The 18,116-nt window shown below is 40.1% G+C and carries 26 protein-coding genes; 14 read left to right on the forward strand and 12 right to left on the reverse strand.

The annotated features are described in order from the left end of the window. Nucleotides 1–6 precede the first annotated feature (6 nt). The 3 genes from JG735_RS06830 to JG735_RS06840 are packed head-to-tail and all read right to left on the reverse strand — an operon-like array spanning nt 7 to nt 2,329. Nucleotides 7–459: an NUDIX hydrolase gene (locus JG735_RS06830; RefSeq protein WP_201334328.1), complete on the reverse strand. Its 453-nt coding sequence runs from the start codon at nt 457–459 to the stop codon at nt 7–9. Continuing rightward, nucleotides 431–2,146, reverse strand: coding sequence for a DNA polymerase/3'-5' exonuclease PolX (polX, locus tag JG735_RS06835; protein WP_201334329.1), 1,716 nt, complete (start codon nt 2,144–2,146; stop codon nt 431–433). The genes JG735_RS06830 and polX overlap by 29 nt, the downstream gene beginning before the upstream one ends. A gap of 3 nt (nt 2,147–2,149) precedes the next feature. Continuing rightward, nucleotides 2,150–2,329, reverse strand: a complete 180-nt coding sequence (locus JG735_RS06840; protein ID WP_201334330.1) for a hypothetical protein — start codon at nt 2,327–2,329, stop codon at nt 2,150–2,152. A gap of 44 nt (nt 2,330–2,373) precedes the next feature. Between JG735_RS06840 and JG735_RS06845 the strand changes: the two genes are divergently transcribed. Genes JG735_RS06845 through JG735_RS06865 form a run of 5 tightly spaced genes read left to right on the forward strand, consistent with a single transcriptional unit; the run spans nt 2,374 to nt 5,219 of the window. Next, complete coding sequence (locus JG735_RS06845) at nt 2,374–3,039, forward strand: response regulator transcription factor (protein ID WP_201334331.1); 666 nt, start codon at nt 2,374–2,376, stop codon at nt 3,037–3,039. Further along, on the forward strand, nt 3,017–4,189 hold the full coding sequence (locus JG735_RS06850) for a HAMP domain-containing sensor histidine kinase (RefSeq protein ID WP_201334332.1): 1,173 nt from the start codon (nt 3,017–3,019) through the stop codon (nt 4,187–4,189). The genes JG735_RS06845 and JG735_RS06850 overlap by 23 nt, the downstream gene beginning before the upstream one ends. Next, nucleotides 4,177–4,506, forward strand: a complete 330-nt coding sequence (locus JG735_RS06855) for a hypothetical protein (protein WP_201334333.1) — start codon at nt 4,177–4,179, stop codon at nt 4,504–4,506. Before JG735_RS06850 ends, JG735_RS06855 begins: the two co-directional genes overlap by 13 nt. A 59-nt stretch (nt 4,507–4,565) precedes the next feature. Continuing rightward, entirely contained in the window at nt 4,566–4,889 is a 324-nt protein-coding gene (locus JG735_RS06860) for a cytochrome C (protein ID WP_201334334.1), read from the forward strand. A gap of 30 nt (nt 4,890–4,919) precedes the next feature. Further along, nucleotides 4,920–5,219 carry a c-type cytochrome gene (locus JG735_RS06865; protein WP_012082663.1) on the forward strand — a complete coding sequence of 100 codons (300 nt, stop codon included), beginning with the start codon at nt 4,920–4,922 and terminating at the stop codon, nt 5,217–5,219. Nucleotides 5,220–5,242: 23 nt separating this feature from the next. Here the strand turns inward: JG735_RS06865 and trxC are convergent, their stop codons facing one another. Then, nucleotides 5,243–5,674, reverse strand: a complete 432-nt coding sequence (trxC, locus tag JG735_RS06870) for a thioredoxin TrxC (RefSeq protein ID WP_201334335.1) — start codon at nt 5,672–5,674, stop codon at nt 5,243–5,245. 81 nt (nt 5,675–5,755) lie between these two features. Here trxC and JG735_RS06875 point away from each other — a divergent pair, with 81 nt between their 5' ends. Genes JG735_RS06875 through JG735_RS06900 form a run of 6 tightly spaced genes read left to right on the forward strand, consistent with a single transcriptional unit; the run spans nt 5,756 to nt 10,321 of the window. Beyond that, nucleotides 5,756–6,226 (forward strand): c-type cytochrome, encoded by a 471-nt coding sequence (locus JG735_RS06875; RefSeq protein ID WP_201334336.1) that lies wholly within the window; start codon nt 5,756–5,758, stop codon nt 6,224–6,226. A 3-nt stretch (nt 6,227–6,229) separates the two neighbouring features. Beyond that, nucleotides 6,230–6,409 carry a hypothetical protein gene (locus tag JG735_RS06880; RefSeq protein ID WP_201334337.1) on the forward strand — a complete coding sequence of 60 codons (180 nt, stop codon included), beginning with the start codon at nt 6,230–6,232 and terminating at the stop codon, nt 6,407–6,409. Nucleotides 6,410–6,443: 34 nt separating this feature from the next. Continuing rightward, nucleotides 6,444–7,658, forward strand: a complete 1,215-nt coding sequence (locus JG735_RS06885) for a saccharopine dehydrogenase family protein (RefSeq protein ID WP_201334338.1) — start codon at nt 6,444–6,446, stop codon at nt 7,656–7,658. Then, nucleotides 7,655–8,428: a DUF4197 domain-containing protein gene (locus JG735_RS06890; protein ID WP_201334339.1), complete on the forward strand. Its 774-nt coding sequence runs from the start codon at nt 7,655–7,657 to the stop codon at nt 8,426–8,428. The genes JG735_RS06885 and JG735_RS06890 overlap by 4 nt, the downstream gene beginning before the upstream one ends. Beyond that, on the forward strand, nt 8,415–9,563 hold the full coding sequence (gene nspC / locus JG735_RS06895; protein ID WP_201334340.1) for a carboxynorspermidine decarboxylase: 1,149 nt from the start codon (nt 8,415–8,417) through the stop codon (nt 9,561–9,563). The genes JG735_RS06890 and nspC overlap by 14 nt, the downstream gene beginning before the upstream one ends. After that, the gene (locus JG735_RS06900) at nt 9,536–10,321 is read left to right on the forward strand and encodes an alpha/beta hydrolase (RefSeq protein ID WP_201334341.1); all 786 of its coding nucleotides are present in this window, start codon (nt 9,536–9,538) and stop codon (nt 10,319–10,321) included. The genes nspC and JG735_RS06900 overlap by 28 nt, the downstream gene beginning before the upstream one ends. Here the strand turns inward: JG735_RS06900 and JG735_RS06905 are convergent. After that, nucleotides 10,287–11,099, reverse strand: a complete 813-nt coding sequence (locus JG735_RS06905; RefSeq protein ID WP_201334342.1) for a hypothetical protein — start codon at nt 11,097–11,099, stop codon at nt 10,287–10,289. The genes JG735_RS06900 and JG735_RS06905 overlap by 35 nt on opposite strands. Further along, nucleotides 11,071–11,550: an iron-sulfur cluster assembly scaffold protein gene (locus JG735_RS06910; RefSeq protein ID WP_201334343.1), complete on the reverse strand. Its 480-nt coding sequence runs from the start codon at nt 11,548–11,550 to the stop codon at nt 11,071–11,073. Before JG735_RS06910 ends, JG735_RS06905 begins: the two co-directional genes overlap by 29 nt. Before the next feature lie 48 nt (nt 11,551–11,598). On the opposite strand from JG735_RS06910, the gene JG735_RS06915 reads away from it, so the two are divergent. Continuing rightward, nucleotides 11,599–11,946: a hypothetical protein gene (locus tag JG735_RS06915; RefSeq protein WP_201334344.1), complete on the forward strand. Its 348-nt coding sequence runs from the start codon at nt 11,599–11,601 to the stop codon at nt 11,944–11,946. 6 nt (nt 11,947–11,952) lie between these two features. Here JG735_RS06915 and JG735_RS06920 read toward each other — a convergent pair whose 3' ends face one another. From JG735_RS06920 to JG735_RS06930, 3 genes are read right to left on the reverse strand one after another with little or no spacing between them, the layout of a single operon-like run. Further along, the gene (locus JG735_RS06920) at nt 11,953–13,272 is read right to left on the reverse strand and encodes a sodium ion-translocating decarboxylase subunit beta (RefSeq protein WP_201334345.1); all 1,320 of its coding nucleotides are present in this window, start codon (nt 13,270–13,272) and stop codon (nt 11,953–11,955) included. Between the two features lie 4 nt (nt 13,273–13,276). Next, entirely contained in the window at nt 13,277–15,076 is a 1,800-nt protein-coding gene (locus tag JG735_RS06925) for a biotin/lipoyl-containing protein (RefSeq protein WP_201334346.1), read from the reverse strand. 12 nt (nt 15,077–15,088) lie between these two features. Further along, on the reverse strand, nt 15,089–15,313 hold the full coding sequence (locus JG735_RS06930; protein ID WP_201334347.1) for an OadG family protein: 225 nt from the start codon (nt 15,311–15,313) through the stop codon (nt 15,089–15,091). A 134-nt stretch (nt 15,314–15,447) separates the two neighbouring features. On the opposite strand from JG735_RS06930, the gene JG735_RS06935 reads away from it, so the two are divergent. Further along, the gene (locus tag JG735_RS06935; protein WP_201334348.1) at nt 15,448–15,678 is read left to right on the forward strand and encodes a hypothetical protein; all 231 of its coding nucleotides are present in this window, start codon (nt 15,448–15,450) and stop codon (nt 15,676–15,678) included. Continuing rightward, nucleotides 15,671–16,252 carry a class I SAM-dependent methyltransferase gene (locus tag JG735_RS06940; protein WP_201334349.1) on the forward strand — a complete coding sequence of 194 codons (582 nt, stop codon included), beginning with the start codon at nt 15,671–15,673 and terminating at the stop codon, nt 16,250–16,252. Before JG735_RS06935 ends, JG735_RS06940 begins: the two co-directional genes overlap by 8 nt. Here the strand turns inward: JG735_RS06940 and JG735_RS06945 are convergent. The 3 genes from JG735_RS06945 to serB form a co-directional block, all read right to left on the reverse strand. Continuing rightward, nucleotides 16,229–16,960: a DUF72 domain-containing protein gene (locus tag JG735_RS06945; protein ID WP_201334350.1), complete on the reverse strand. Its 732-nt coding sequence runs from the start codon at nt 16,958–16,960 to the stop codon at nt 16,229–16,231. The two genes, JG735_RS06940 and JG735_RS06945, sit on opposite strands and share 24 nt — an antisense overlap. Then, the gene (locus JG735_RS06950) at nt 16,950–17,402 is read right to left on the reverse strand and encodes a YbhB/YbcL family Raf kinase inhibitor-like protein (RefSeq protein WP_201334351.1); all 453 of its coding nucleotides are present in this window, start codon (nt 17,400–17,402) and stop codon (nt 16,950–16,952) included. Before JG735_RS06950 ends, JG735_RS06945 begins: the two co-directional genes overlap by 11 nt. Nucleotides 17,403–17,469: 67 nt before the next feature. Further along, nucleotides 17,470–18,093: a phosphoserine phosphatase SerB gene (serB, locus tag JG735_RS06955; protein ID WP_201334352.1), complete on the reverse strand. Its 624-nt coding sequence runs from the start codon at nt 18,091–18,093 to the stop codon at nt 17,470–17,472. Nucleotides 18,094–18,116: the final 23 nt, after the last annotated feature.

Raw genomic sequence — 18,116 nt, forward strand, 5'->3', positions numbered from 1 at the left:
ATTTTTTTATTCTCTTTTTAAAAATTTTTGCAATATGTCTGCATGATCAAAAACGAGTCTGTCCCAAGGGATCTCTTCCAGCTTCACAATATGGGCCGCTTTTGCATCATCGCCACTTTTTGGCTCTTTATATGCGATACATTCAAATGTAATAGAAACAGTATGAAATCTTGGATCTCGCAACGGATCGCTAAAGACATGAAAAAGTCTGGGGCTTTCCACATCTAGTCCGGTCTCCTCTTTCATCTCTCGGCGTAATGCATCCTCAACCTTTTCTCCAATTTCGACAAACCCCCCAGGCAAAGCAAACCCTTTCGGTTCATTTTTTCTCTCAATGAGGACAATACCTTGAAACTGCTCTTTTATAAAGATTTTGATGATACCATCGACTGCTACATAGGGCGTTTTTGGTTGAAACGGATAGCTGTATTTAACGTTTGAGAAGTTTTCTAAGCTCATCTAAGCTCCTTGTGTTGATGATATCCTCTTTTTCGCACCAACCTCTCCTTGCCTGATTGACGCCATACTGCATATAAAATAGGGAGTAGATATTGTGGGTATCTGTATTGATGGCCATTTTCACTCCCAACTCTTTTGCCATTTTTGCATGGACATCATTCAAATCCAAACGGTCCGGTTGGGCATTGATCTCCATAAACACACCGTTTTCTTTCGCCCTTTGTAAAATCTTTGTCATATCAAGAGCGATTGGCTGACGCATATTGATCATTCTTCCTGTGGGATGGGCGATGATGTTAACATAAGGATTGTCCAATGCTCTTAAAATCCGATCTGTCTGTTTTTTTTGATCAAGATTAAATTTATAATGCACAGCAGCCAATACCACATCCATTTGTGCCAAAACTTCGTCACTCATGTCAAGCGAGCCATCTTCCAGTATATCGACTTCCATCCCTTTCAAAATAGTTATCCCATCGATTGTTTCATTGATTTTATCGATCTCTTCAAACTCTTTGAGCGCTCTTTTCTCATCCAAACCATGCGCTACAGTAAGCCGTTTTGAATGATCTGTAATAGCGATATACTCATATCCCATCTCTTTCGCCGCTTTGGCCATATCTTCAATGGTATGTTTTCCATCGCTATAGACGGTATGCATGTGAAGATCGCCTTTGATATCGGAAAGCTCCACAAGCTTAGGAAGCTTTCCGGCTTTACAAGCTTCGATCTCCCCTCTGTTTTCTCTGAGTTCTGGCTCGATATAACAAAGTCCTACCGCCTTATAGACCTCCTCTTCCGTTTTTCCGGCAATGCGTTCGTTTCCTTTAAAAACACCATACTCATTTACCTTCAAACCAAGTTCAATAGCAAGTTTTCTCACCTCGATATTGTGTGCTTTCGAGCCTGTAAAATAGTGCAGAGCCGATCCGTAACTTTCATCCTCTACGCTTCTTAAATCCACTTGAAGATCATTGTTGAGAATTACGGTCGATCTGGTAGAACCGGCAGAGACCACCTCTTTAATTTTCGGATATTTGACGAAATGGCGGATCACCTTGCTAAAATCTTTCGCAGTTGCCAAAATATCAAGATCTCCTACAGTCTCTTTTTTTCTTCGAAAACTGCCGGCCACCTCCAAATGGGTAAGCTCTATTTGATGCAGATACTCCAACAGATCATCCACGTACTCTTTCGCCTCACTCCATTTAAAGCGGTGACCCGCTTTTTTGGCTAATCTGACTCCTTTCAAAATCTTTTGTACCAATGTTGGACCAAACCCTGGAAGTTTTTCTATCTCCCCACTCTCGGCAGCTCTTCGTAAATCTTCCATAGACTGGATATGGAGTTTCTCATACAATGTTTTGATCCGTTTGGGACCAAGCCCTTCAATGGAGAGCATCTCCACAAGAGTTGGAGGGATCTCCTCTTTGATCTGTTCCAGTTTGGAAAACTTTCCCGTTTTGACAATCTCTTTGATATAGAGCGACAAATCGGTTCCGATTCCCGGAAGCTTTGTCAGGTCATACCCTTCGTTGACGAGCTCTTCCAAGCTCTTTCCAATATTTTCTACCGTTCTTGCCGCATTTCTGTACGCCCTGACTTTAAAAGGATTTTCCCCCTTTATCTCCAAAAGATCCGCATACTCACTAAAAATCTTTGCAATTTCACTGTTGGTTATAGCCATGATCTACCTCGATTTCAAATATGCGCCAAAAATCATGATAGCCGTTCCCGCTATCATCATACCGTATGCTCCGCCACTCGTCAGCTGTACGCATCCGACGGTAAAAGCATTGAAAGCTGTCACCATCAGTCCCCATCCAAACAGATAGAACAGCTCACCTTTTCGACATACTTTACATTTCATTTTCACCCGCTTTTTTGTATTATTATATTGTTAAAGGAGAGGATTTGCAAAAAGCGTCTGTTTTACTGCTCGAAGATGATATCAACCTTGCCGAAACCATCAAAGAGTATCTTGAAGATGAGGGATATAACGTAGATGTGGTTCATACATCGAGTGATGCAATGGACAATATCTATGAAAAACATTATGATATTTTGCTTTTCGATGTCATGGTTCCTGGAATTGACGGTTTTGAGCTTCTAAAAAAGATAAGAGAAAAAGAAGAGACTCCGGCAATCTTCATCACTTCGCTCGACAGTGTGGAAAACCTCGAAAAAGGGTTCGAAAGCGGAGCCGATGACTATATCAGAAAACCTTTTGCTTTGAAAGAGCTGAAAATCAGAATGGAAACACTCTTAAAAAGAAGTTTCGAAACCAAAAACGATCGCATACCAATCGACAAAAACATCTTCTATGATATCAAATCAAATCAACTTTTCATCAACGATCAGTCTGCAAACCTCAACCAAAAGGAACTGCGTTTATTAAAACTTTTTTTGCAACATCCAAATGAAGTACTCAGCCATGATACAATCTATGAACATCTTTGGGATTATGAAGAGACGCCGAGCGACATGGCACTTCGAACCTATATAAAAAATCTTCGAAAATATATAGGAAAAGAGCGGATAGAAAGCATCAAACGACATGGTTACAAATTTATCAAGTGAGAAAAAAAGTCTTTGGAACTTTCTGCTGCTTTATATATTTTTGACTATTATCATTTTGACATTGGCTTCTTTTACCTACTATCGATTTGAAAAAGAGTTGATGCTCAATTCCCATCTTCCCAAACTGCATACCTACGCCAAATATGTCATCACCCGTATCAGACAGATGCACAAAAGTCTTCTGGAGGACAACTACTATCCAAGATACTCCAACTTCAACTCCGCAATCTACGATGCGGATTATGAAAAGATCTTTTCCTTGCTGAAAAATGAATCGATCGATTTCAAACATATGCTTTATAAAAAGGGAAAATATATCTATTTTATAAAAGAGCCAGAACTCTACTATCTTGGAGCAAAATACGTGATTATAGAAATGAAAGATGATGAAGCGTGGCTCTTTTCGGTATATAGGAACATAACGCTGTTTGGTTTACTCTTTCTTCTTTTTATGGCTGGACTCGGATATTATCTGGTAAAACTCTTTTTAAAACCGATGAAAGACTCCATCATGCTTTTAAACAATTTCATCAAAGATACAACACATGAATTGAACACTCCTGTCAGCACCATATTGACCAATATAGAAACACTCAAAGATAGTTCATTTGATCAAAAGATGAAACGCAAGATAGAACGTATTGATATAGCGGCACGGACGATATCCACCATTTATGAAGATCTCTCCTATCTCTTGCTGCGAGATAAAATTCCATCAACAATAGAAAAAATCAATATGAATGAACTGTTACAGCAACGCATCGACTACTTTAAAACATTGGCCGATTCAAAAAAAATTAATATTGTATTTAATCCTGTCCAGCAATGTTTCCTAAATGCAGATAAAAAAAAGATAGCAAGACTGATCGATAATCTGCTCTCCAATGCTATCAAATACAATAAAATAGGTGGAAAAATCTTTATCACTACAACTCCCAACAGTTTTACGATCGAAGATACTGGAATCGGCATACCACCAGACAAACTCCATTATATATTTGAACGTTACAGCAGGCTCCAAAGTAGTGAAGGCGGCTTTGGTCTTGGCCTCAATATCGTTGATATGATCGCCAAAGAGTTTCACCTCACACTCGATATCCAATCAAAACCGGATCAATTTACAAGGATAACCGTACGATGGCAAAAATAGTTTTTATTTTTTTGATACAAATCGCACTTTTTTCACAAACGCTCTTTGATAAACGGTGCATACCTTGTCACCAAAAGAAACACATTGATCTTAAAGCTATTTATTTTAATTATATTTTATATCACTCAAGCAAATCAAGAACCCTAAAAGCCATACGAAAGTTTCTTCTTCATCCAGACCCCAAAAAATCGCTACTTCCTTATGATTATAAAAAAAGAACTAAAGGTGTATACAAGCACAAAATAAAAGAAAAAGAGCTCGAAAAGGCATTAGAAATCTATTGGACTCGATATACTGTTATTGGTAAAATCAGATAGTTCACAATTGACTCACAATTGTGTTTTACAATACCAATACATTCATGAAGGAGGCGAGAATGAAAAAAATCGCAAGCATTATCTTCGCAGCAATGCTCGGAGCAAGCTTTGTCAGTACCGCAGCATTTGCAAGTCCAGAGAAAGGACAGAGAATCTACCAAAAGAAACTTAAAAAAGTGTGTGGATTCAACGGAGCAAAATTTGCTGCAAAACATACGCAAGATGAGTGGGAAGAGATCCACGATGCAGGAAAATTTGAAGATGAGATCCAAAAACTGTGCCCTAAATATAAAAAAGGGTATTTGAAAAAATCTCAACTTGAAAATGTATACGATTTTGCATACGAGTATGCAAGCGACAGCGGTAACGTACCAAGCTGTTAATCAAACCAATCTTAACCAAAGGAGGAAAACATGAAAAAATTGGCAGTACTAGGACTTGCGGCAGCAACAGCAGTAACACTAATGGCAGCAGACGGAGCGGCACTTTATAAAAAATGTGCAGGATGCCATGGAGCACATGGTGAGCGAAAAGCACTTGGTAAATCTGAAGTGATCAAAGGTTGGCCAAAAGCGAAAGTTGTTGAAGCACTTAAAGGCTACAAAGCTGGAACAAGAAACGTTCATGGAATGGGCGGTCTTATGAAAGCTCAAGTTGCTGCGCTCAGCGATGCAGATATCGAAGCTATCGCTGATTATCTCTCTAAGCAGTAAGTAAAAACCGGCTCTTGCCGGTTTTATATAAATCTTTGTACCCACTGTACAATCTGCGGGGCTGACAAAGCGCCTGAGACTCTATCTAACTCTTTCCCATGTAAAAATGCGATCATCGTAGGAATTCCCCGTATACCAAACGGAGCTGCAAGCTGCGGATACTCTTCGGTATTGAGTTTTGCAAATCTGGCTTTCAAAGCAAAATTGCTAGCAGCTGCTTCAAAATTTGGCGCCATCATGCGACAGGGACCACACCAAGGAGCCCAAAAATCCACAATAACGGGAATATCGTTTTTTGTGATCATAGTTTCGAAGTTGGCCTGATTAAGCTCAATTGGGTGGGTGTCTAAAAGATCAAATCCACACTTTCCACATTTTGCTTTATTGTAGTGCTCTTTTTTAGGCAGCCTATTGACACTCAGACAGTTTGGACAAACAACATTTATCGTCTCCATATCTCCTCCTTTTTTTCTTGCATTGTAACTTAAGAAAAAAGATTTATGTGCGACATAAGTCACTTTTGATATGATAAAAACATGAAAAAAATGGTTCTTTTATTACTTCCGATTCTGTTTTTCGCCATAGCGTATAGTCTACGAACCTATAAAAGTAGCGATAAAATCATCGTAAAACGACAGCAAAAAGATACCCATGTACGTATCGATCCAAACTGTACAAGTTGCTTTGAAAAATATATAGAAAAAGTAATCAATGAAGGATCAAACATCTTTCACTACCCTTCAGGCCCTATGCCAGGAGGCACCGTATCTGCTGAAGATGCGAAAAAAATAGCCGCATTTCTAGCAACCCTGCAAGGCTTTAAACCAAGCCATCCCGAATGGGTCCAAGAGGGCAAATACCTTTTCTATGGCAACTGCATCGGGTGCCACAGCAATGGTGGCAAAGGTCAAAAGGGATACTTTCCCGATTTGACCCGAAAACCTCTACTGGGAATCGAGATGCTCAGTCAAAAAGGATATGGTACAATAGAAAAAAGGCAAAGGTAGAGCATGCCTGAAGACTTCAGCGTAGAAGAATCTTTCCCGGTTACACCCCTACGCCCTCATCCTGTGATTCGCATCTGGAAAAAGAGTCAAAAAAATGCAAAAAGAAAGTATGAAACATATAAAAAAAATAGAAAAAATTACAAAAAAAGAGGTAAAAACGGGCATATAGATCTCTACGTATAGCTTTGCTATAATTTTTTCAAAAAAAGGAAACTCTATGGGAAAAGTCCTCATCATAGGAGCCGGTGGCGTTGGAAGAGTCGTGGCACATAAATGCGCTCTCAATCCAGATACCTTTGAGCATATTACACTGGCAAGCAGAACACTCGCAAAATGTGAAGAGATCCAACAAGAGATCAAAAATAGATGGAACCGAGACATCGATGTCGCAAAAGTCGATGCAGATAATGTCAATGAACTCATCGATCTCATTCATCTTGTCAAACCGGATGTAGTGATCAATGTTGCTTTGCCTTACCAAGATCTCTCCATTATGGAAGCCTGTATGGAGACAAAAACAGACTATCTAGATACAGCAAACTATGAGCATCCCGACACTGCAAAATTTGAGTACGGACCGCAATGGGCACTAAATGAACCATTCAAGGAACGAGGCATCATGGGACTCCTTGGAAGCGGATTCGATCCAGGAGTGACTAACGTCTTTTGTGCATATGCCCAAAAACACTATTTTGATGAAATTCATTACATCGATATTCTTGATTGCAATGCAGGTGATCACGGCTATCCTTTTGCTACGAATTTCAATCCCGAGATCAATATCCGTGAAGTAAATTCCAAAGGTCGCTACTGGGAAGAGGGAAAATGGATCGAAACAGAACCTATGGAATATAAAATGGTTTGGGACTATCCCGAAATTGGCCCAAAGGATAGCTACCTGCTTTATCATGAAGAGGAAGAGTCTTTGGTCAAACATATCAAAGGACTGAAACGAATCCGATTTTGGATGACCTTTAGCCAAAGCTACCTGACACATCTGAAAGTTTTGGACAATATCGGACTTACACGAATCGACCCTATAGAAGTGGATGGATGCAAAGTTGTACCACTCCATGTGGTAAAAGCCTTACTTCCAGATCCAGCATCTCTTGGTCCCCGCACAAAAGGAAAAACCAATATTGGTGTCGTTTGTGAAGGCATCAAAGACGGCAAACGCAGAAAAATCTATATCTACAACATTTGCGACCACCAAGAAGCCTATAAAGAAGTTTACAGCCAGTGCGTAAGCTACACTACCGGGGTTCCTGCGATGATCGGAGCCAAAATGATGTTGGAGAAGAAATGGTATCAGCCGGGAGTATGGAATATGGAGCAATTTGATCCCGATCCATTTATGGAGGAACTCAACAAACAAGGACTGCCTTGGCATGTGATGGAGTTGGATCCAGATGAAACAAGAGAAGTTCAATGAGAAAATTTATTTTCAGTGCACTTTGCTGTGCACTCCTGGCACATGCCGGATGGTTGGAAACACTGCAATCATTTACGACTCCCGTAAATAAAAAAAACAGTTCAAAACAAAATATCGATGATGCAAAAGCGCAAAGTGCGATGAAGGATGCCTTAAAAGTTGGTATTCAAGAGGCAATCAAACAGCTTGGAAAAGAGGATGGTTTTTATAAAAACTCTCTCGTAAAAATCCCTATCCCATCCAATATGCAATTGATGAGCAATACCTTAAAAAAAGTAGGATTGGGCAAGTATGTCGATGCATTTGAACGCTCAATGAACCGAGCCGCAGAAGAAGCGATACCTGAAACGGCCTCCATTCTTTACGATACACTCAAAAACATAGACACAAAAAAGGCTAAAGAGCTGATTTTCTCACAAAAAGAGGATGCTATTACAGACTATTTCAAAGAGCATGCCGGTAAACAGCTTGCACAAAAAATTGCTCCAATCATTAAAAAACATGTGGAAAAAGAGCAAGTAACAAAGTATTATCAAACGATTGTCAAGTACTACAATCAATATGGACAAAATAGCTTCATAAACAATGCAATGCAATTTATAGGAAAATCCAATGAGCCAATAAAAGAAAAAGATCTTACCAGCTATGTGACAAACCGAACTTTACAAGGTCTTTTTACTATGCTTGCGCAAAAAGAAAAAGCGATACGCACATCACCAATTGCTCGAACAACAAGAACGCTACAAGAGGTTTTCGGTGCACTACACTAGTCAAATAGAAACAGTTTTAGACAAAATTCCGACTCCCTGTTATGTCTGTGAAGAGGCACTTTTACAAAGAAACCTTGAAATTTTAGATGAGGTACAACAAAAAAGCGGTGCAAAGATTATTTTGGCCCTCAAAGGCTTTGCTATGTGGAGCACCTTTGATCTTGTTAAAAAGTATTTATATGGTGCCACTGCAAGTGGTCTTTGGGAGGCAAAACTCGCTTTCGAAGAATTTGGCAAAGAGGTGCACACCTACTCTCCGGCATTCAAAGCAGATGAGATCGAGCTCATAGCAAAAATGAGCGATCATATCGTTTTTAACTCCATGCATCAACTCAGTACTTTCAAGAATATAGTCAAAAAAACAAATCCAGATATCTCCATTGGAATGCGTGTCAATCCCGAATACTCTGCAGCCCCGGTAGATTTATATAACCCCTGTGGAGCTTTTAGCCGACTGGGGGTGGTGAGGAGCGAGTTTAGCTGGGATGATGCAATAGATGGACTTCATTTTCATGCATTGTGTGAAGAGAGTGCCGAGAGTCTGGAAAGTGTACTCAAAGTATTTGAAGAGCGCTTTGGAGAATTTATACCCAAATGCAAATGGATCAATTTCGGCGGAGGCCACCATATCACAAAAGAGGGCTACAACAAAGAACTCTTGATCAAACTTATCCGAGATTTTAAAAATTGTTACAATGTAGAGGTCTATCTTGAACCGGGAGAAGCTGTCGGCTGGCAAACGGGCGTTTTGGTGGCAACTGTTGTGGATATTGTCCGCAATGGAATGGATATCGCTATTTTGGATACCTCAGCAGAAACCCACATGCCAGATGTCCTCGCAATGCCCTACCGACCGAATGTTAGAGGAGCCGGAAAACCTGGAGAAAAGCTCTACACCTACCGCCTTGGAGGCAACAGCTGCTTAGCAGGTGATATCATAGGCGATTACAGCTTCGATGAACCACTGCAAAGAGGTCAAAAACTCATTTTTGAAGATATGATTCACTATACGTTTGTCAAAAATACTACATTCAACGGCATCAGACTCCCCTCTTTAGCCTTACTGAAAGAGGATGGACGTTTTGAAATCGTAAAAAAGTTTGACTATTGCGACTACAAACACAGACTCTCATGAAACTCCTTCTTCTTATTCTTTTCATCTATAGTGCTTTTGCTCTGTATCTCTATCTTTTTCAAGAAAAAATCATCTTTCGTCCCTATCTTGCTCCTAAAAAAATAGACATTCCAAAAGAAGCAAAAGTCATTATGATTGATGGCCTGGAAGTGGGAATTTTGAATCGAAACAGCGATGTGACGGTATTTTATTTTGGCGGAAATGCGGATAATGCGTTGCAGGCTCTTTCACTTTTTGAAGATCTTCCTATCAACGTGGCGACATACAACTATCCGGGATACGGAAATTCTAAGGGAAAACCTTCCCAGCAAACTCTTTATCAATCAGCATTGATGCTTTTTCAAAAATTTCATACAAAACATAATATCATCGTAGGAAGAAGTCTTGGAACAAGCGTGGCAGCCTATGTGGCTTCCCGTACCAATCCAATAAGCCTCATTCTTGTCACACCGTTTCACTCTATCGAATATCTAGCAAAAATGCGCTATCCCATATTCCCCGTATCTTTCATTTTAAAACATCCATTCCCTACGTACAGATATATCCAAAAAGTCAAAGCACCTATCTATGTCCTTTTGGCCCAACATGACACCTTGACACCTCCAAAAAGTTATGAAGCTTTAAGACCTTTTATGCATAATCTCAAAGAAGAGATTGTTATCCCAGACTCTACACACGCAGATATCTTAGAGCATTCCAGGACAAAAGAGGTATTACGAAAATTTATCCTCCAATCTGTCCAAGAGCTCTCTTCATAAGTTCGATATGATAATCTTCTTGATTATTGATGCAATCAAAAAATTTGCTTAATTCCTCATCTTTTACAGCAGCACTTAATGCCTTGCACTGCTCTTTTGCAGCCAACTCCTCTTCTATACCATCTTTCAAAAACTGCTTCATGTCATCAAATTTATACACTTCTTTCATTACAACTCTCGGAACCGCCAAGATACCAAGTTTTGCAGCGATGACACAAAAAGATTTTAGATGATAAAAAGACTCATAGATAAGATCTTCGAAAATCAAAGAAAGCTCACTTTGTTTAGTATGAATCTGAGAGTAAGTATAGGTCACGATCAGTTCATACTCTTTATAGATCTCTTCAAACAGAAACTGCACAAGACTGGATAGACTCTCTTGGTCAAGACTTTTATAACTGAGATGTCTGTCAAAACTGTGGATATCGATAGGCTCTTGCTTGGAAAACTTTTCCAACATATAGAGCATAAAGGATTCATCACTTTGTATTCTCTCAAACAGTTTGCTTTCTGGATACTCTTTTTGTATTGCTTCGATGGAATCGATGATATCTTTAAATAAAAGAGTAGAGTTGTCAAAACCAAGCTGAATATGTTCCCTGTCCCAGTCAAAATCACTTCCATTTTCAACAATAGCTTTCGCAATCCATTTGAGATGGCGATACTGCATATTTGCAAAATCGAGCAGCGTATCAAACCACTCCCCTTTTGGGAGACTGAAAGCGCCGAACAAAACCTTGAGCCACAATTCATGCTTTTTTCGAAACAGATTGTTCAATTTCTCCTCCTTGGGGTATTGGGCAACTGAGCGTCACATATTCGATGTGCTCTTTCTCTTCCCCTCGTTTTCTTGCTTCATAATCTTGTACTGCAGCCATAAACGCTCTTGCAACCACTTCGCCACACGCAGCATCTTCTGGAGGATTGTCTTTGATCTTTTCAAAAACATCTTCAGTAAATTCGATACCGCTTTGCAATGTTTTGCCTTTATACTCCTCACTGAACAAAGCACCACTGACAAGCGTCGTACCACATCCATTGGTTTGCCACTTGATCTCTTTGATAATCGTACTAATGGGATCGATTTTGAGATAGATCACTACCATCTCCCCTGTCTGGACATTTTTTCCAAATCCTTTTGCATCATACTCTTCCATTTCACCATAATTGGTAGGATTGAGCATAAGTTCAAGATATTTTGGATCAATTGGGATATTAGTTTGCTCCATAATGCTCCTTTTGCTAAAATCTAAATAGATTATATCCAAAGGTGTGGAGTGAAAAAAGAGAAATTCACAAGGAGCAAATATATACGTGAATTGGAACGATTTGTCAACAGAATCGTCGACTTTTTCAACAAAAAGGAACCAACAAAACAGGAGATCGTATCCTTTTTGGATACAATCTTCAAACCATTGGAAACAATAGAGAAAACCTATCTCTCCAGTGAGTACCTCAAATCGTTAGAGAAATTTGTTGAAAAAAACGCCAATATAGGAAGAAGTGACAAAAGCGCACAAGAACTCAGAGAGGATGTTTTGAAAGAGGCAAATCTCTTACGGAAACTCAAAAGAAAAAGAAGATTTACTAAAGAAAAACATAAAAAAGATTGGGAAGAGGCATAAAGCCTCTTAGAAGATCGATAGCAGTACCCCTGCTGCCACAGCAGAACCGATAACTCCAGCAACATTTGGTCCCATTGCATGCATCAAAAGAACATTTGTAGGATCACTCTCCATCCCTACCCTATTGGCTACACGTGCTGCCATAGGTACAGCGCTCACACCTGCTGCACCGATAAGTGGGTTGATCGGTTCTTTGGACATTTTATTCATGATTTTACCCATGATAACGCCAGCAGCAGTACCGATAGAGAAAGCTACAAGACCCAAAAGTAAAATACCAAGTGTTTCAGGAACCAAAAAATATTCTGCAACAAGCTTACTTCCTACAGAAAGTCCCAAAAAGATTGTTACGATGTTGATAAGTTCATTTTGTAATGTTTTTGAAAGTCGTTCTACCACTCCGGATTCCCGTACAAAGTTACCAAAAGTAAGAGCTCCGATAAGTGGAGAAGACTCTGGTAAGATCAAAAGCGTTAAAATCAACACAGTCAAAGGAAAGAGCATTTTTTCAAGTTTACTCACTTTTCGTCTTGTAGTCATTTTGATCTTTCGTTCCTCTTCACTTGTTAAAGCTTTCATGATTGGTGGCTGAATAACTGGAACAAGTGCCATGTAACTATATGCCGCTACAGCCATCGCACCCAAAAGATCAGGAGCGAGTTTACTTGCTATAAAAATGGTTGTCGGACCGTCTGCCCCACCAATGATAGAGATAGCTGCAGCATCCTGCATACTAAAATCAAATATTCCAAGCTGGCTTAATGCTACAGCACCAACGAGTGTTCCAAAGATACCAAACTGTGCAGCCGCACCCAAAAGTGCTGTTTTTGGGTTTGCCAAGAGTGGTCCAAAATCGGTCATTGCTCCAACACCCATGAAGATGAGAATCGGAAAGAGCTCATTGGCGATACCTGCTTTGAAAAGCTCACCAATAAACCCACCGTCACCTATGATGTTAGCAAGAGGAATATTGGCTAAAAGCCCACCAAAACCGATAGGAATCAATAAAAGTGGCTCAAATCCTTTCGCAATAGCCAAGTAAAAAAGAACAAAACAGATGGCAATCATTATAAGACGGCCAAAACTTTGCTGAAATTTACTAACTTCATCACCTTTAGCATTTTTAACACCATCTTTAGGACTTAAAAACGCATAGATCCCAGTCTGTTTATAAAAGTTAAGAAGTAAAGAGCCAAAACTTTTGTTTTCTGTTTGCACCTCTTTGTGCGTCTCATTGGATGCGATATGGTTCACTGTCGCCAAAGCACCCAATGGAATAAGAAAAAACGAGAGTGCCAGAAAAAAGGTAACAAGTCTTTTTTTCATCGCCCTACTCCATCGTTGCCAGAACTTGGCCCTCTTCAACACTATCGTTCACTTTAACAGCGATATGCGCTATGACACCATCTTGAGGAGCTGGGATATCGATCTCCATCTTCATCGATTCCAAAATCATAATCTTATCTCCAGCTTTTACTTTATCACCTGGATTGACAAGAATTTTCCAGACATTTCCAGGAACAGCCGATTTTATCTCGACCATGCCCCCTGCTGCTTCTCCTTTACTCGCCTGTTCTTCAACGATCTCAACCTCTTTTTTCGCTTCCGCTTCCGGTTTTACCTCAACGTTTCCTTCGGCAACTTCAACGACAAATTTCTCACCATCAACGATCACTGTATAGATTCCGCTCGTTTTACCCACTTTTTCTTCCTCCATTTCGCTTATTTTTCTCACCATTAATGGACTTTCGCCTTTTAAGAATGCGATCCCCTTCTCGCCACAAGCAGCCGCTATAAAGATATTCTCTTCTGTCGTTTCGATTTTTTCATCTTCCAGTTTTTTCTTCCAGTATGCGATCGATTTCGTTTCGTCTCTATCCGCAATATCGAGTGGATTCTCTTTTGTTGGTTCAAGTCCAAGCTGCTCGCTTGCTAGTTTTACAACCTCCTGGTCTGGTTCAACTGGCGTTTTTCCAAAATATCCAAGCACCATTCGGCCATATCCCGGAGCTATTTTCTTCCAAGGACCAAACATCACATTATTGAATGCTTGCTGCCAGTAAAATTGGCTCACAGGAGTCACACTCGTTCCAAAACCACCCTTTTCTACTACTTCTCGCATCGCCTTGATAACTTCCGGATATTTATGCAATATTTTATTGTCTCGCATCATCTGGGTATTGGCTGTCAATGCACCGCCAGGCATTGGAGAGAATGGAATAAGTGGACTCACTTGCGTTGCTTCTGGTGGGATAAAATAGTCTGCCAAGCACTCTTTGAGTACCTCTTCATAATCTAATACTTTTTCCATATCGAGTCCACCTAGGTCATACGGTTTGCCTTTGACAGCATGAAGCATCGTGATGATATCTGGTTGGCTCGTTCCGCCACTTACAGGAGCAGCTGCCAAATCTATACCATCAACTCCCGCTTCAAGAGCCGCTAGATAACATGCCACGCTTACACCGGCAGTCTCGTGGGTATGAAGACGGATATGTACATCTTTTCCCAAAAGTTTTCGAGCCATTTTGATAGTCTGATACACTTTCTCCGGACTGCTGGTACCGCTTGCGTCTTTGAAAGCGAGACTGTCAAACTCGATACCTCTATCTAAAATTTCTCGTAACTTTTTTTCATAAAACTCTGGAGTATGTGCACCGGTGCAGCCAGGAGGAAGATCCATGATAGTAATAACCGCTTCATGCTTCATGCCATATTTTTTGATGCATTTTGCGGAGTATTCAAGATTGTCCACATCATTGAGTGCATCGAAATTTCGTACTGTCGTCGTTCCATGCTTAGCAAACATTTTCGCAAAGAGATCAATCAACTCTCGGCTTCCCGTATCAAGCATCACTGTGTTGATCCCGCGAGCCAAAATCTGGAGATTTGCTTCAGGTCCGACCTTTTCCCTAAAAGCATCCATCATATCAAATGCATTTTCTCGTAAATAGAAAAAGAGGCTTTGAAATCTCGCTCCTCCACCAAACTCGAAATGGGTAATGCCAACCTCTTTTGCCGCATCAAGTGCCGGCAAAAAATCTTTCATCAAAACTCGTCCACCAAAAACGGATTGAAACCCGTCTCTGAAGGTGGTATCCATCACATCAATATACTTCTTTTTTGCCATGTTCCCCTCTTTTTATGAGTTTTTCATATGATGTAAAGCAGCGGTTATGGCAGCTACTTTTTTCAATTTTTCTCGTTTTGAAGTAACGCTTTCCTCGGCTTTGGGTTCTTCAAAACTTTCAGGAAAGTATTTCAACAAAAGCTTGTGCTGCCAATCCAACACCCATATCATCAACATTAAAAATAGATACACGACCCCCATTCCAAGGATCATATACTTTACGGCTTCCAATATCATGATCGCTCCAATATTAGGATTTGGTTTATTGTAATAAAATGTAGCTTACAAAAGCTTATAATTATATTTTGAATAAATTTTTCTTTCCATTTTGTTACAAATGTAATAGAATATCCAAAAAACAGGAGGTTCTTGTGGACAAAGAGAAAGCAATGGCGGAATTCAAAACATACGAAAAGATGAGACTTGAAATGTATGACTTTTTGGAGCGCTATATTCCAAAAGATGAAAACGGTCAGCTCGATTTTTCAAAAGCCGGATGTATCCCAGCCAATGAAGTTTTTGACAGATGGTTTGCGCTCGATTACCAAGCGAGAAAGATCCGTGGTATTGCAGTCAACTGTCTAGGACTCAAAGGTGAGTAGTTTCGACGAGAGGGCAAAAGAGTGGGATAAGAACAGCCGAAGAGTCCAGACTGCACAAAAGGTTGCGAAAGCTATCAAAGAGTGCGTGCGAAAAAAGAGTTTGGATATTCTCGATTTTGGCTGTGGAACCGGGCTGGTCAGTTATGAACTCACAGATATTGCCAATTCCATCACCGGTGTCGACACTGCACCGAAAATGGTGGAGATGTTCAATGCAAAATCCCCATCCCCTTCCATCAAAGCATATTGCAAAGATATCGATGCAATTGAACCCCCATTCGATCTTATTGTCAGTTCTATGACATTTCATCACATCGAGGATATCCACGAAATCATCGGTAAACTCTATGCAAAACTAAAATCTGATGGGATTATATGCATCGCAGATTTGGTCACAGAAGATGGAACATTTCATAGTGATAACAGAGGAGTTCATCATTTTGGCTTCGATCCAAAGTGGCTTGAAGACCAGTTGCAAAAGCAAGGGTTTACGAAAGTTTGTCAAAAGATTGTTCACACAATTCAAAAACATAAAGCGTTTGATGTTTTTCTACTCTGCATGCAAAAAGGATAGTAATCTTTTTGCATCCTGTACCGCAGCTCCTCCAAAGTCGTTATTGAAATAGGCATATACGTCACTGTTATTATGCAAAAAACTTTCTATTCTTTTTGCCCACCAAAGAAGTGTCGCATCATCATATGAACCCACATACCTTCCATTGGTTCCGTGAAAGCGAATATAGACAAAATGAGCAGTTTGAACAATAGGGGTACTCTTTTTCCCAAAGTCATGTATGCAAAAAGCGACTCCATATCTTCGTAGCAACTCAAACAACTCCTCTTCATACCAACTGTTATGCCGAAATTCAAAAGCGTACCGATACCCATGCGGCAAAATATGTAAAAAGGAGGCCAAAAGTTCAAGATCTTTGTGCAAAGATGGTGGCAATTGAAAAAGAATGACACCAAGATGGGCCTTGAGCGGTTTAATCAAATGCATAAAACGAAAGAGTTCATCTTTTGCATCTTTGAGTTTTTTATAATGCGTAATGCCTCTGTAAGCTTTGATGGTGTAGTAAAATCCTTCTTGTGCCACCTCCAGCCAATGCTGGACGGTCTTTGCTTTTGGAAGATGATAGAAGGTGGCATTCATTTCAACTGTATTGAAATGGTGCATATAAAACCGCAAATACTCTTTTTTCGGTAGCTCCTCGGGATAAAACACCCCTTTCCAGTGTTCATAGTAAAATCCGCTTGTGCCGATATAGGCCTCAGCGCTCATAAACGCCCATCAATATTGCTTCATCGATCACAAAAGGCTTTATTATCTCCAAAAGATCCTGTTTTGAAAGTCCTGGTTGTACATTAAGAACCCGATCGAGGGCATAGAGTTTTATAAAGTATCTATGAGCCCCGTTTGGTGGGCATGGTCCTCCATAGCCGATTTTGCCAAAGTCGTTGATACCCTGTTTGATCCCATATTCAAGTTCTGGTGCATTTGGGATTCCTTCAGGCAAACCTTCAATGGTAGATGGAATGTCATAGATTACCCAGTGAACGAAAACGCCCATTGGAGCATCTGGATCATCCATGATAATCGCTAGACTCTTTGCCTCTTGCGGAACATTGCGAAAAATAAGAGGCACTGAAATATCGGCTCCGTCACAGGTATACTTAGCAGGAATCAATCCCCCATTTTCAAAAGCTGGCGACAGTAATTGCATTTTTTCTCCTTTCGCTGCAATAAGCGCAGTAACAATCATACACAAAATAACCACTCTTTTTATAAGATTACTCTGCATACTCTAAAACCAAACGAAGATCTTTTTGATCAACAATCACATTTGCTTCTTTTTTCAGAACCTCTTTGGCGCAAAAAGCGATTTTTGTTTTTGCATGGGCAAACATACTTCTGTCATTGGCCCCGTCACCTACAACAACCGTATCGTCAGGAGAAATATTTAAAATTGTCTGCAAACGCTGCAGCATGTCCCCTTTACTGAAATCAAACATCATCTCTCCACCAACAAGTCCAGTCAAATAGCCATTTTTGGCGTGCAAGATGTTACTAAAATCTCCATCCAATCCCAATACATCTTTTGCATAGCTTGTGGCATTGCGAAAACCGCCGCTAAAAACCACGACTCGATACCCTCTTTTTTTGAGCGTATCAATCGTCTCTTTTGCCCCTGGCATAAAAGGGAGGCTGTGACAAATCTCATTCACCTTTTTCTCTTCCAGACCCTCAAGGAGTTTCACCCGTGTAATAAGACTTTCAAAAAAATCGAGCTCTCCCCGCATAGCCATTTCGGTAATTTCAGCTACCTTTTCCTGTAAACCTAAAGCTCCGGCCAAAAAATCGATCGTTTCACCATCCATCAATGTAGAATCAAAATCAAAAACACAAAGCTTCATCACTCTCCTTTTTACATTAGTTT

This window comes from Nitratiruptor sp. YY08-10 (assembly GCF_016629565.1).
Taxonomy (GTDB): Bacteria; Campylobacterota; Campylobacteria; order Campylobacterales; family Nitratiruptoraceae; genus Nitratiruptor.